This is a genomic window from Kluyvera sp. (genome assembly GCF_047971185.1).
Taxonomy (GTDB): domain Bacteria; phylum Pseudomonadota; class Gammaproteobacteria; order Enterobacterales; family Enterobacteriaceae; genus Kluyvera.
In genome coordinates this window covers 116,881-130,197 of the sequence record NZ_JBKDZH010000042.1, presented here as the reverse complement: position 1 = coordinate 130,197, position 13,317 = coordinate 116,881, and the positions used below count along the sequence as shown (strand labels likewise).

13 protein-coding genes are annotated in these 13,317 nt (G+C 59.1%); 2 read left to right on the top strand and 11 right to left on the bottom strand.

All coding sequences use genetic code 11. From position 1 onward, the window contains the following. Positions 1–22: 22 nt before the first annotated feature. From ACK5JN_RS12090 to ACK5JN_RS12060, 7 genes are all read right to left on the bottom strand, one after another. Positions 23–1,210 (bottom strand): NAD(P)/FAD-dependent oxidoreductase, encoded by a 1,188-nt coding sequence (locus ACK5JN_RS12090; protein WP_416870396.1) that lies wholly within the window; start codon positions 1,208–1,210, stop codon positions 23–25. Continuing rightward, positions 1,207–2,133: a VOC family protein gene (locus ACK5JN_RS12085; RefSeq protein ID WP_416870395.1), complete on the bottom strand. Its 927-nt coding sequence runs from the start codon at positions 2,131–2,133 to the stop codon at positions 1,207–1,209. The genes ACK5JN_RS12090 and ACK5JN_RS12085 overlap by 4 nt, the downstream gene beginning before the upstream one ends. A gap of 88 nt (positions 2,134–2,221) precedes the next feature. Then, entirely contained in the window at positions 2,222–3,010 is a 789-nt protein-coding gene (locus ACK5JN_RS12080; protein ID WP_416870394.1) for an IclR family transcriptional regulator, read from the bottom strand. Between the two features lie 14 nt (positions 3,011–3,024). Continuing rightward, positions 3,025–3,774 (bottom strand): SDR family oxidoreductase, encoded by a 750-nt coding sequence (locus ACK5JN_RS12075; protein ID WP_416870393.1) that lies wholly within the window; start codon positions 3,772–3,774, stop codon positions 3,025–3,027. Further along, complete coding sequence (locus ACK5JN_RS12070; protein ID WP_416870392.1) at positions 3,774–4,796, bottom strand: Rieske 2Fe-2S domain-containing protein; 1,023 nt, start codon at positions 4,794–4,796, stop codon at positions 3,774–3,776. Before ACK5JN_RS12070 ends, ACK5JN_RS12075 begins: the two co-directional genes overlap by 1 nt. 10 nt (positions 4,797–4,806) lie before the next feature. Beyond that, positions 4,807–5,115, bottom strand: coding sequence for a recombinase-like helix-turn-helix domain-containing protein (locus ACK5JN_RS12065; RefSeq protein WP_416870391.1), 309 nt, complete (start codon positions 5,113–5,115; stop codon positions 4,807–4,809). Beyond that, positions 5,112–5,435, bottom strand: a complete 324-nt coding sequence (locus ACK5JN_RS12060; RefSeq protein WP_035892012.1) for a Rieske (2Fe-2S) protein — start codon at positions 5,433–5,435, stop codon at positions 5,112–5,114. The genes ACK5JN_RS12065 and ACK5JN_RS12060 overlap by 4 nt, the downstream gene beginning before the upstream one ends. 416 nt (positions 5,436–5,851) lie before the next feature. On the opposite strand from ACK5JN_RS12060, the gene ACK5JN_RS12055 reads away from it, so the two are divergent. Beyond that, positions 5,852–7,063 carry an MFS transporter gene (locus ACK5JN_RS12055; RefSeq protein ID WP_416870390.1) on the top strand — a complete coding sequence of 404 codons (1,212 nt, stop codon included), beginning with the start codon at positions 5,852–5,854 and terminating at the stop codon, positions 7,061–7,063. Positions 7,064–7,066: 3 nt separating this feature from the next. On the opposite strand, the gene speB is transcribed toward ACK5JN_RS12055, so the two are convergent. The 4 genes from speB to ACK5JN_RS12035 form a co-directional block, all read right to left on the bottom strand. After that, entirely contained in the window at positions 7,067–7,987 is a 921-nt protein-coding gene (gene speB / locus ACK5JN_RS12050; protein WP_416870389.1) for an agmatinase, read from the bottom strand. A 172-nt stretch (positions 7,988–8,159) separates the two neighbouring features. Further along, positions 8,160–8,975, bottom strand: a complete 816-nt coding sequence (locus tag ACK5JN_RS12045; protein ID WP_416870388.1) for a sugar phosphate isomerase/epimerase family protein — start codon at positions 8,973–8,975, stop codon at positions 8,160–8,162. Between the two features lie 46 nt (positions 8,976–9,021). Then, entirely contained in the window at positions 9,022–10,305 is a 1,284-nt protein-coding gene (locus ACK5JN_RS12040; protein WP_416870387.1) for an ABC transporter substrate-binding protein, read from the bottom strand. A 14-nt stretch (positions 10,306–10,319) separates the two neighbouring features. Next, entirely contained in the window at positions 10,320–11,498 is a 1,179-nt protein-coding gene (locus ACK5JN_RS12035) for an oligogalacturonate lyase family protein (RefSeq protein WP_416870386.1), read from the bottom strand. A gap of 150 nt (positions 11,499–11,648) precedes the next feature. On the opposite strand from ACK5JN_RS12035, the gene ACK5JN_RS12030 reads away from it, so the two are divergent. Then, positions 11,649–13,223: a hypothetical protein gene (locus ACK5JN_RS12030; protein WP_416870385.1), complete on the top strand. Its 1,575-nt coding sequence runs from the start codon at positions 11,649–11,651 to the stop codon at positions 13,221–13,223. Positions 13,224–13,317: the final 94 nt, after the last annotated feature.

The following is a 13,317-nucleotide window of genomic DNA, read 5'->3' as shown; positions in this document are numbered from 1 at the left end:
CCCCCCTAAGGGCGCGCGTTGGTTATCGCAATGACATCAGTGAAAAGGTCGGGTCGGCGAGCGGAACCGCGGACAGGTCTCGCCCCGCCGCCATCCAGCGCTTCGCCAGCTTGACGGTGCGCGCATCGTTAAACGCCACCAGCTGCGTCAGCCGCCCATTTTCGTCCAGCGAGAAGTACAGCGACTCTTCGCGCACGACCGTCCGGCTTCCGGCAAGCGGAATGCCGAGGATCTGAATGTTGTGCTGATATTGATCCGACCACAGCCACGGCGCGTCGTCGTAGCCTGCGGCCCCGGCGTTGAGCATCGCTTTGGCCGTCGCCACCGCCTGATTCTGGGCAAAGGCCCAAGACTGGATGCACAGGCCGTACTGGTGATGCTGCGCGACGTCACCGGCGGCAAAGATGGACGGATCCGAAGTGCGCCCGTGAGCATCCACCACGATCCCGCGGTCAATATCCAATCCGGCGTCACGCGCCAGCTCCAGGTTGAGATCGACACCGATCCCGACCACCACAGCGTCGAAGGTTTCACGCTGACCGTCGCAGTGGATAACCGGCAGACCGCCGTCGTCCTCCAGCTCCAGCGCGCCGCAGCCGGTGCGGATCGCCACGCCCTGTTCACGATGGAGGTTTGCTAAGCGCTGCGACACCTCGCCGCTCACCGAGCGCATGCACAGCGCGGGCTGCTGCTCGAACAGGGTGACCGCCACGCCGCTTTTGCGCGCGGACGCAGCGATTTCCAGGCCGATCCAGCCGCCGCCGATAATCGCCAGGGTTTGGCTTTCCGCCAGCCGGCCTTTCAGGCGCTGTGCATCCTGCCAATGGCGCAGGGTATAGACCTGCGGATGCGCTGCCCACGCCTCACCCGGCAGGCGCGCCCGCCCTCCGGTAGCCAGCAAAAGGATGTTGTAACTAAGTAGCTCACCGTTGCTTAAACGTACCGTTTTCGCGTCGCGGTCGATCTGCTCCGCGCGCAGAGGACGGTACCAGCTCAGGTTCATCGCCCGCTGCGCCTCGTCGGTAAACAGGCGCGGGAGCGCCGCGTCAGGCTCCAGCAGCGTGGCTTTCGACAGCGGCGGGCGCTCGTAGAAATCCCACGCCTCTTCCGCCACGACGCAAATCTCGCCGTCGAAGCCCTCATCACGCAGGGTTTTCGCCGCCCAGCCGCCCGCCTGGCCGCCGCCGATAATCACAATACGCGTGGTCATACGGCCTCCGTCTTCTTCTGCTGACGGCGCGTGTCGTGGTCGATACCGCCTTCCACCGCCCATTCGGTAAAGGAGACCAGCGAATGCTCCAGCTCGCGCGGCTGCCAGTTTTCCGTCAGGTAGTCGTCGTTGGTGTAGTACTCAAACGCGCCGCCGGTTGGGCTGTTGACGTACCAGAAATAGGCCGAGGACACCGGATGGCGGCCCGGGCCGATAAAGGTGCTCCAGGCGTTTTTATTCATCGCAATGCCGCCGCCGATCACCTCATGAATATCGCGCACCGTAAAGGCTACGTGATTCAGGCCGCGCTTGCGGTTCGGCAACTGCAGTAAGAACAGATTATGGTGGCCGCCGCGTGCGCCGCAGCGCAGGAACACCGCGCGGTTGATGTAGCGGTCGGAGACCTGGAAGCCGAGCACCTCGCGATAGAATTGCTCGACCGCCGCCAGCTCCTCGACGAAGAACACCACGTGGCCAACGTTGATCGGTTCGGCGCTGCTGTAGACCGGGCTTGGCGTATCGATACGGCGGGCGTCGCCCCATTGGTTGATAGGCTCGACGTTCAGCTCAACCGGCACCTGCTGGCTCACCTGTACCCGCAGAGTCATGCCGTTCGGGTCGCGGCACTCCAGCCCGCCGTCCACCTCACGAAAGCCCGGTTGCTGCGCCAGTTTCGGCTTTAACGCCGCCAGCGCCTGCTCGCTGGCCACCGCCCAGGTCATCCGGCGCAGGGTGTTACCTGCTTCAAATGCCGGTGGCAGCTCCGGGCTATCAATGGGGTTCAGTTCGACGCGCGCGCCGCTGAGGGTGGTAAAACGCTGGCCGCTGGCGTCGCCCTTCAGGCCAAAATCACGCATAAATTTGGCGCAGTGGGTCAGGTTGTCGACGCCAAATTCCAGCTTTTCAATTCCGATTACGCTCATCGTTCGTTGCCTCATTTACCGTTCATCGCCCGATTCTGGGCGTAAAACATGCCCGACGCCGCCAGGCGCCTGGAGTTAACCTTCTGATTTAGCTTGCTTTAGAGAGATACCCTAAGAAGCCGGAAATCTTGTCTGCTGCCAGGCTGACCTCGCTTTGCAGCCGTTCGCGATCGCTCTGCGGGATCTCTTCTGACGGCACCAGAATGCTGACGACGGCGGCGACCTTACCGCTGCGGTCGTACACCGGGTAGACGATGGAAGAAATGCCGTGGCGGAAAAAGGATTCGCCAATCACGTAGCCGCGCGCTTTATCCTGCTGCACCATCTGCCACAGCGCTTCACGCTCCTGAAGCTGGCCCGGCGTATTGCCCGGCAGGCGCTCGTGCGGGAACAGGTGTTCAAACTCGGCGCGGCTCAGGTCGGTGAGCAACATGCGGCCCAGCGAGGTGCAGTGCACCGGCAGACGCGTGCCGATACTGACCTGATTGATCCGCGAACCGGCGGCGCTGACGCGGGCAATATAGATAATGTCGCGCCCGTCGCGGATCGCCAGATGGCTGCTGCACTGGCTGGTATCGCGCAGCTGTTCGATCACCGGCTGGCCAACCTGCGCCACATCCAGCGAGGCGATGTATTCAAAGCCAAGGCGCAGCACGTTCATGCCGAGCGAGAAGGTATTGGCGCGCGGGTTGCGCTCGAGAAAGCCCATATATTCCAGCGTTTGCACCACCCGGTAGGCGGTGGCTTTCGGCATATCTACCAGCCGGTGCAGCTCGGCAAACGTCAGTTCGCGATGCTGCTCGCCAAAGGCCAGCAGCAGCTGCAATCCGCGCTCCAGCCCCGGCACCAGATACTTCACTTCCTGATCGTTGGCCATATCCACTCCGAAACTCAGTTAAAAACAAAGCCGCCGTTGACGGGAATCAGCTGCCCGGTAATAAAGCGCGACAGGTCGCTCAGCAGCCAGACCACGCTGCCGGTGACGTCGTCGGGCTGCTGCGCGCCGCTGAGCGCGCGACCGTTTTCATACAGCTGATGACGTTCCGCAGGGACATATTCCGTCGCTTCGACGCGGGTCAGCCCCGGCGCGATGGCGTTAATTCGAATCCGTTTTTCGCCCAATTCGCGGGCCATGGAACGGGTCATCGCAATCACCGCGCCTTTGCTGGCGACGTAGGCCATCAGCCGCGGCGCGCCCCACAGCGCGGTATCAGACGCGACGTTGACGATCCCCGCGCCTTCGCGCAGCAGCGGTACCGCCGCGCGGGTGACCAGCCAGGTGCCTTTGACGTTGACGGTCATCACCCGATCCCAGAGATCCGGATCGTAATCGATCATATCTTTGCCGCCGACGCCGGTGGCCATCGCCGCGTTGTTCACCAGCCCATCAATCGGGCCGTGGGCAGCGATAGCGCTGAACGTCGCGTCGATGGAAGCCGCATCGGCCAGATCGATCGCGTGCGGCTCAATGGCGTAACCCTGCGCGGCTAAACGCTGGGCGCTTTCGGCCAGCTCGCCTTGCAGAATGTCGCACATCACCACCGCCGCGCCTTGTTCCGCACAGGCCTCGGCAAAGTGATAGCCCAGGCCGCGCGCGGCGCCGGTCACCACGATGCGTTTACCGTTCAGCAGGCCATTCATCAGGCAGCTCCCTGCTGTGCTTCACGCGCCGCCAGCTGCTCTTTGGCGGCTTTTTGCATCATGCGGCGCAGGCGGGAGAGGCCGACGTCGTGTTGATAGAGGTATTCATGCTCGCGCGCATCGGGCGCCATACATTCCAGCACCACGCGATCCTGCTCGAGCACTTCCCAATGCAGCTTCTCCAGGCGATTGCGGTACATGAAGCGCCACATATCGCGCTGCCAGCCCTGCACGCGGCGAATACGCCAGAAGAAGACGCGACAGTTGTCGTTATCTTCCGGCACCACCATGCCGACGATGAAGAAGTGGCCGCCCGGCCCGAAGCGCTTTTTATACGGGATGGAGAGTCGCATCCAGAAAGTGCCGCTATTGCCCAGCTCAACCCAGTCGAAGTTGACGCCGCTCTGGCCCTTTTTCTCGAAGATAAAGCCGGTTTTGGTCGGTTGCAGTACCATGTCGGCCTTACGGTCGCCTTCCGCCATCGAGTGCGAGGAAGAGTGCAGATAGGTGCCGTGCATCGGGTCCATGACGTTTTCCAGCGCGTACTGGTAATTGCATTTCCACGCCGCGGTACAGAGGAAGTTGCTGTAGTCTTCGCTATCGGCCAGCTCGGCCGGGAAGCTCAGTTCATCCGGCTGCTGGTCGGCGGTCACGCCGAACCACAGGAAAATCGCGCCGTGCGCTTCCTGCACGTTGTAGCTGCGCACGCACTGCTGCCCCACCAGCGGGCATTTATCCACCGCGGGCACATCTTTTACTTCGCCGTTGCCCGCCACTTCCACGCCGTGATACCAGCAGGCAATGCGGTCGCCAAGGTTCCAGCCCATCGACAGGCGCGCGCCGCGGTGCGGGCAGCGGTCTTCCAGCGCCTGCACCTGGCCGTCTTTGTTACGCCACACCACAATCTGCTCGCCCAGGCGGGTGATGCCCACCGGCGCGGACTGCACTTCCCAGCTTGCCAGCACCGGATACCAGAGGCCGCGCAGACCTTTATCGAGATAGTTTTGTACGGTAGTCGTCATCGCGTTGCCCTCAGTATCCGTTAACCTGTAAGAATGCGGCGAAGCTGGCTTCGCTCCACGGCTCGCCCTGCTGGTCGTGCATCTTGATAGCGTTAAGCCCATTCACCAGTTCCGGCAGCGTTTCTGCGCCCTGCTCGAACAGTTCTTCCAGCGCGGCGATAAGCTTCAGCTCCCAGTTTTCCGGTACGCGGCTGCGGGTTTGCCAGATCAGATTGTCGTAGTGACCCGGTTTATGAATCGCGCCGTTGCCGCCTTCGGCGGGCGGGGTGAACTGGCGGCTTTCCGGCAGCGCGGGGTTAAAGTTCAGGGTGTCACTCATGCCACGGTCTCCTCGATAAACGTAATCTGGATCTGGTTTTCAAATACCCGAACCGGGTAGCGATTCAGGTTGCGGCCGCCGGGGCCGTGCAGGCATTGCCCGGTTTTGACATCGAAAACCGCTTCGTGCAGCGGGCACTCGACTTTGCCATCTTCCACAAACCCCTGGCTCAGCAGCGCATAGGCGTGAGGGCATACGTCTTCCAGCGCGTAGTACTCGCCGTCAATCAAATAAACGCCGATCTCTTTACCTTCGACGTTGCCGCTAAAAGGGAAATCTTCCTGTACTTGTTCTGCATCACACACGCCTATCCAGCTCATCGCGATCCTCCAGGCTTTTGTTTCATATATGAAACTCTGTTTCTTATTTAATACGGTCAATATAAAAGCGATGAATGTTTCGTCAAGCGTGGATGTGACGAATTTGTTAACTAAACGACGTTTAATTGGCTAAGTGTGCAAACGATCACGAAAAAATGCAGCGATATGAAATTTTCATCACCGGCGAGGGAATAATACTTTTTTGTAATGGCCTCTCATTTTGAATAATAAATATTGACTTGTGCTCTCATCGCACTCTAAAAAATTATTACCTCGAACGATGATGCAGTTTCACAGGTGAAACAGGTAATTATTTTTTCATTTAAATACAATGAGTTTCATAGGTGAATCATTTTAGCTGCGTGATAGTTTCGTGAATAAAAATATAAACTCATAAAGGCATTAAGGCGGAAGTGATGACGGCAAGATGGCAAGGTACAATCGCATTACTGTTGTTAATAATTATTTCTTACATCGATCGCGTTAATATCTCGGTGATGATTCTCAACCCGGATTTTGCGGCTCACTTTCAGTTAAATGAAAACAGAATGTTACAAGACATGCTGATGACATGCTTTCTTCTGGGTTATGGATTTTCGGCTTTATTATTAACACCAGTTATTGAAAGCCGCTGGCATTACCGCCAGGGGCTGCTGGGCAGCATTGCCATCTGGGCGTTGGTTTGCGCCGTGTCGCCGCTGCTCGGTTCGCTGATGGGGATGCTGATAGCGCGTATCATTCTGGGGATTGCCGAAGGGCCGCTGTTCTCGCTCAAAACGCGTTTTATCAGCGATAACTTCAATGCCGATGAAATTGGCAAACCCAATGCCGTCACCGCGCTGGGCGTTTCGCTGGGGCTAGCGGTCGGCTTCCCGCTGGTCACCTGGCTGATGGCGAATCTGGGCTGGATGGGGTCGTTTTACGCGCTGGCGGTGCTGAACCTGCTGCTGGGCGGCGGGCTCGTCTGGCGCTTTCTCCCGGCACCGCGCGCCGTTGGTCCACGGGCTAAACCGGGCTTTAAGCAAACCTTCGCGCTGGCCTGGCACACGCCGCTGCTGGGCTGGATCCTGCTGGTCGAGATCGCCACGCTGAGCTATCTGTGGGGCAGCAGCGCCTGGTTACCCGCGTGGCTGCGCGATGAGCACCACTTCTCGCTGCATGCGACCGGTTTTCTGGCCGCCATTCCGTTCCTGCTGAGCCTCGGCTCTAAGTTTCTCGGCGGCGTGCTGCTCGACAAAATGCGCCCGGAGCAGGCGCCAGTGCTGTTTGTTATCGGCGGACTGCTGACTGCGCTTTCAGTGCTGGCGCTGATGCTAAGCCAGCAGCCGGCCTGGCTGGCGCTGTTTATGCTGTCGGCGAACGTCTTCTGGGGGTTACAGGGGGCGGCGATTCCTGCCGTGGTGCAGCACCATGCCGCGCGGGAAGCGGTGGGCAGCGCCTATGGCATCATTAACGGAATTGGCAATATTTGCGCCGCGTTTATTCCGCTGCTGATGGGGGTGGTGATGAAGTCGGTGGGGTCGGTCAGTTCCGGTTTTTCCGTACTGGTGGCATCGCAGATTATCACGCTGCTGGCAGGCGGAATGCTGCTGCTGCGCATGCGTCGCGCAGCAGCAGTGAGCGTTTAAGGCTTACTCGCCTTTTTTCGCCGCCTGGATGTAGAGCATTTCCAGCGCCAGGGTCGCCGCCGCCAGCGCGGTGATCTCGGACTGGTCGTAGGCCGGAGCCACTTCCACCACGTCCATCCCGACGATGTTCAGATCCTTCAGGCCGCGCACCAGCTTAATGGCGCGGTCGGAGGTCAGGCCGCCGATCACCGGCGTGCCGGTACCCGGCGCGAACGCCGGATCAAGGCAGTCAATGTCGAAGGTCAGGTAGACCGGCATATCGCCGACGATCTGCTTAACCTGAGCAATGATGTCGTCCACGCTGCGATCGTTCACCTGGCAGGCGTCCAGCACGGTGAAGCCGTTGTCTTTGTCGAACTCGGTACGGATACCAATCTGCACCGAGTAGTTCGGGTCGATCAGCCCTTCGTTCGGCGCGGTGTAGAACATGGTGCCGTGGTCGAACTCGCAGCCGTTGGCGTAGGTGTCGGTGTGCGCGTCAAAGTGCACCAGCGCCATTTTGCCAAAGTGTTTGGCGTGGGCGCGCAGCAGCGGCAGCGTGACAAAGTGGTCGCCGCCGAAGGAGAGCATGCGTTTGCCCGCCGCCAGCAGTTTTTCCGCGTGCGCCTGCAGCTTCTCGCTCATTTCACGGGCGTCGCCGAAGGCGTAAACCAGATCGCCACAGTCCACCACGTTCAGGCGCTCGCGCATGTCGAAGTTCCACGGGAAGCGGTTATGCTCCCAGGCCAGGTTGGTGGAAACCTGACGAATCGCCGCCGGGCCGTGGCGGCCACCGGCACGACCTGAGGTCGCCATATCAAACGGTACGCCGGTAATGACCCAGTCCGCGTCGCTGTCGTACGGCATAAAGTTCATCGGCAGACGCAGGAAACCAAACGCGTTGGAAACCAGGGAGTTATCGTATTGATGACCTAAGGTGCTCATGGGCTGTGACCTCTTTTACGTCGATATAAAAAAACCCTTCCGCGTCGTTAGGCCCGACGAGGAAGGGTTTGAATGGGGGGTACTGCTTGTATGGGGGCGATTATCGCCGTTAATCTGTACGGGTTCAAGTACGTTCAAAACAATCGGCCCCCCTCCTTGCTCCAGACCACAATTATAGCCGACGCAAACGGGCAATGAGCGGCCCGGCCTCCTCCAGCAGGGTTTCCACCGACGGCGCGCACAGGCACTCCAGCGAAACGGCGTGGCGATAGCCCGACTGCTTCAGCGCCCGGTAAATGTCGTCTATCGGCAGGTGACCGTAGCCGGGAAAGGCGCGGTTGGAGTCGGCAAAGTGGACGTGTTTCAGACGATGCCCCAGCAGCGCAATCGCCGCAGAAAAATCGCGATCCTCAATGTTGGCGTGGAAGATATCCCACAGCACGCCGACGTTATCGGGCGCATCGCTGAGGGTGAGAAATTCGAGCATATCCGCCGCGCTGTGCAGATGGCTGATTTCGTAGCGGTTGAGCGCTTCCAGCACCAGCGTTACGCCGCAGCGCTGGGCCAGCTCCACGCAGGGGCGCATCGCCTCCGCCAGCTCGTGCATATACGCCGTTTTGCTCATCTCTCTGTCCGGCGCGCGCAGCGAACCGATGGTGACGTGGCTGCCCAGTAGCGCGGCGACCTCAATATGCTCCGCCAGCCGTGCGCGGGTGCGCGTCACCACCGCGTTATCGCCAGACAGCAGCGACAGGCCGTCGCGCCGGCGGGCCTGCCCGGTAGCGATCGTCGTACAGCCTAACCCATAGCTGTCCAGACGCTGCTTCAGGCCCGCGACATCCATCCCTTCATAATCATTAATACAGAATTCGGCGGCATCAAAACCGCTTTGCGCCAGCCACGCCAGCCCCTGCTCAAGCTTCTCAGGCGGAAACGGCGAAAAAAGCGTGTCATAACGGCACGTTAACGTTGCGCTAAATTTGATCATTCGCTCACCTTTTTGCGGGCCAGCGCGTCAACGCTGGCCCGGATTGTTATCGCATGGCTTTGGTTAAAATACGGCTGGCGCCGCGGGAGAAGTGCTCCGCCGCCTCCTGAACGGTGAATTTGCCGTGGTCAATGTTCTCAATGGTATTGCGCCACAGCTCCACCAACTGCGGGTTGTCGAAGTAAGGCGAGGTCGGAATATCGTGCGGCAGCGCCAGTGAGGAGTTGATACCGGCGACGGTAATGTTGTCCTCCTGAATCAGGCCGTCCGCTTTGAGCTGATCCCACGCGGCCTTACTGAGCGGCGTACCGCGCTCCAGCCCCATCGCTTTCACCCCTTGCGGGTCGTTCATCAGGAAGTTAATCAGCTTCGCCGCTTCCTGCGGATGCCTGGTGGTTTTACCGATGCTGAACATCATGGTCGGCTTGAAGAACAGCCCGGCGTCTTTCGCCCCCGGCAGCATAAAGAACGGCCCCAGCTCCAGCGTGTTGTACGGCGCGGTGAGGTTGTTTTCGTACATCACCGCGTTGGTGTTCCACATATACACGCCGCCCCACTTGCCCTGAATCCACGGCTTCATCTCCCAGGTATTACTCTTGCCGTAGGAGGCCAGCACCCGCATCGACGGGAAAACGTGGTTATCCACCAGATCTTTGTAGATCTGGAAGAAGTCCTGCCACTGCTGCGGCGTGTAGGTAAATTTGCCTTTGCTCTCGTCGATAGCCGGGATGTTGTATTTCTGCACCATCCACGACTGCACCAGCGTCAGCGACTCCATATAGTCGAGCACCAGCGGATATTTCTCTTCATCCTTCGCTTTAAAGGCGCGCCCTGCCGCCATCAGCTTGTCCCAGCTTTGCGGATAGCTGACGCCCATCTCCTGCCACAGTTTGCTGTTGTAGTAGAAGTTGCGGGCGGTCACCGCCACCGGCAGCCCGTTCAGCTTGCCGTCGACGGTAGTGGTGGTCAGCGACTGCGGATCGTACTGCTGGAGATCGAGCACCGCCTTTTGCTGATACAGATCGTAAAAGCCCTTACCGTCGCGCGAGAACAGCGGCAGCCAGTTCCAGTTGGTCTGAATGACATCCGGCTCGTTGCCGCCCGCAATCTGCACCGTCAGACGCGAGAGATAGCCCTCCCAGCCGGCGTATTCCGCCTTCACCTTGATATCCGGATATTTCTCCTCAAACAGCTTGATGGCGTTGAGCGTTGCCTGATGGCGGCTGTTGCCGCCCCACCAGGAGATACGAATTTCGGTCGCCTGCGCGGCGGACAGGCAGGAACACGCAAGCATCAATGACGCCGCCACGGGGGCGATAAGCTTATGCATCGGTAACTCCTTGTTTAAGCGTGAATTTGCTGTAAAACGGCGTCGGGTATTTCGGCGAGATACAGCGCCGGTTTCCCGTCTTTGTCACTGCTGAACAGCACGGCTTTTTCATCCGGGGTAAAGGACGGGTGCGGGTGGGTGACCTGACGATCGCCGTCGAGTACCTGCCATGACGAGCTATGGCAGGCGATTTTGTGCGCCTTCTTATGACGCAGGTCGAACAGCCACAGCCACGGGTCGCGGGTATCGCCATAGCCGGCGTTATCAGCGATATCAATAGGAATACCGGAGCCATCACCCACCGCCAGCGAGCCGTCTTCATTGCTCATCACGTGCGAGCACGGCGGCATCGCCATCAGGCGTTCATCCTGGCCGGTTTCGCCGTCGATGCGGCACAAATAGCGCACCGGGCTGTTTTTGACATAGGTGACGTACATCAGCGCCGAGCCGTCCGGCACCCAGAACTCATGGGTATAGCTTTCTCCCGGCGCGGGTTCGCGGGCTTTACGAATATGGCCGCCCTGCTCATCCATCAGCCACATCCGCGCGTCAACGCGATCCAGCGGCCCCTCGTGGCAGAACGCCACGGTGTTATCGTCGTTCGGGCGGTAGATCGGGTGGCCCAGCCACTGGTTCTCTTCCAGCAGCGTCTCCCGCTCGCCGGTGCGCAGGTCGATGCGGATCACCCGGCAGCGCGGCTGCTCGTCGAAGAACTCCTGAAACACCTTCCAGTCGCTGATCGGTCGCCAGCTATCGCGGTGGATCTCCACGCCCACCAGCTTGTCGCAGGCGGAGTTCGCCACCCAGGTGCCATAGCCCACCCACTCGTCCGGTACGCGATACACCACCGTCTCCTGAAGCGTGGCTAAATCGACGCGCATTAAATTCCGCTCGGCCTTCACATAATAAAGCCCGGTTTCATCCGGCGATAAAAAGCCGCCGAAGGTATTATCGCCCGGACCTTCGGTTAATTGCGTGGCGAGGCCGCTGGCAATATCCAGTAAATAATAATTACGGTATCTATCAAATTCCCCGGCAAAGATTAATTTTTTACCGCCATCGATAAAACACTTCTGATAAAAATAATTACGATGACAAATAACATCGACCGGCGTAAAGCGGGTGACTTTCGCCCCGGTATCGCTATCAATATAATGTTCAAAATCCAGTTGCAGCGTCGAACCTTTAGCCATAATAAATCCTCGAATTTAACGTGATAAGCAAAGCCAGAGTGAGCGGGTCGAGCAGGCTCACATTTTAGTGTTTACAGTCGCCGCGGCGTTTGACCTTTCAGCGCGGCGGATTTAGCATCCCTGCTCCCATCGGGCACAGGAGCGTGAACCATGACAGCCACAACGCCTTTACTGATCGTGGAGATTAATTCTCCGGATATCTGGCGCTGGTCTTTTGTGGAATACACCGTACGCCAGGCGCTGCGCTATGGGTTTCAGGGTATCGTTATTCATCAGCAATCGTTATTAGCCCGCTTAGCGCCCCCCTCCAGATCCTGTAAAGGCAGCGAATTAATTAATCTGACGCTAGCCCAGGAACATGCCATTCTCTATTTACGGAGGGTGGGCGACTATTGCCAGAAACACCATTTACAGCTTTGGTTACAGGGTGAAGCCACGCCCGACAGCCAGGAATTAAAAAATAAGTTCCCTGAGTTCTTTCTTTCCGACAATAATCACGACGCGTTTATTCAGCATTTTTTCCAGCACACCATTCCGCATATTCTCGCGGCGCTCCCGGCGGTGCGCGGCCTGCGTCTTTCGTTATCCACTCCGGACGTCAGCAATGAGCACTGGAAAACGTCGTTAAAAATCCTCTATCAGGGCATTCGCCAGCTTGGCCGCCAGCTGATCCTGCGCGATTATCAGGACAAAACCTGGCCGCGGCAGATGCTGCGTACGGCGCTGGAAACGCTCCCTGACGACGTGCGCGCCTCGATTAAGGCCACTGAACTCGACTACCGCCCGGGCTTTGCCAGCAACCCCAACCTGCTGAATATCCAGAGCAACCGCAAATGGCTGGAGCTGGACCTCTGGGGCCTGGAGTACGGCTGGACGCTGCTCCCGTGCTATCTGCTGGAGGAGATCCAGCAGCGTCTCGCCTGGCTTAACCAGCATAGCGGCGGCGCGCCCGAAGCGATCACCGTGCGCATCGACTGGGAGTGGATGCCCGACCTGGCGCTTAGCGATAGCCAGAACGAACTTAACCTGTTCGGCCTTGCCCCGCTCATCAACGAGCCGGAGGTCGATCCGCGCCACATCGTTCACCGCTGGCTACAGCAGCAGGCCCCCACTGCGCCGCAGCACACGCTCAACGCACTCGGCAATATCGTCATCGCCAGCCATGAATGGAGCTGCAAAACGCCCACGCTGCTGGGCCGCGTGCTGCAATGCCACAGCCGCCCACCGGCTGATTTAGAACACACGCTGCATCTGCTGCATCTCGATACCCGCGGCGCAAACTGGACGCAGTCTTTTCAGCCGCTGATGCCCAGCGACGATCGCGAACTCGGCGTTCAGCAATGCCAGCTTATCGAGCTGGAAAACCAGCGCAGCCGCTTTCTTGCCGACTACCTCTACAGCCGTTCGCTGAAGCTGCTGCCCGACAGCGGCCTGGCCGAGCCTGCCCGGCAGGCTATCGCCGACGGCGCGGTTCGCGCCCTCAAATATACCCATATCTACAGCGCCTTTACCCAGGCGCTTAGCCTCAAGCTGTGGCTGCGTAAGTACGGTGAACAGGCCGATATCCGTACGCAGTTTGCCAGCGCCCTACGCAACTTCCGGCAGCAGAACAACGAGCTGGAGGCCTGGTTTAGCCAGCACGGGGACGCCCATCCCAGCGCCTTTGCCACCCTGCTCAATCCGCAGCGCATCACCACGTTGATTGCCAGTCTTGATAATGATTAAGGATGAAGTCGCCGCGGGGGTAAGTAAATCCGCGTAGCCGGTACAAATCGCGGTTGAAGGTATTCGCTGACGTAAAGAGTGAAAGCCATCACGG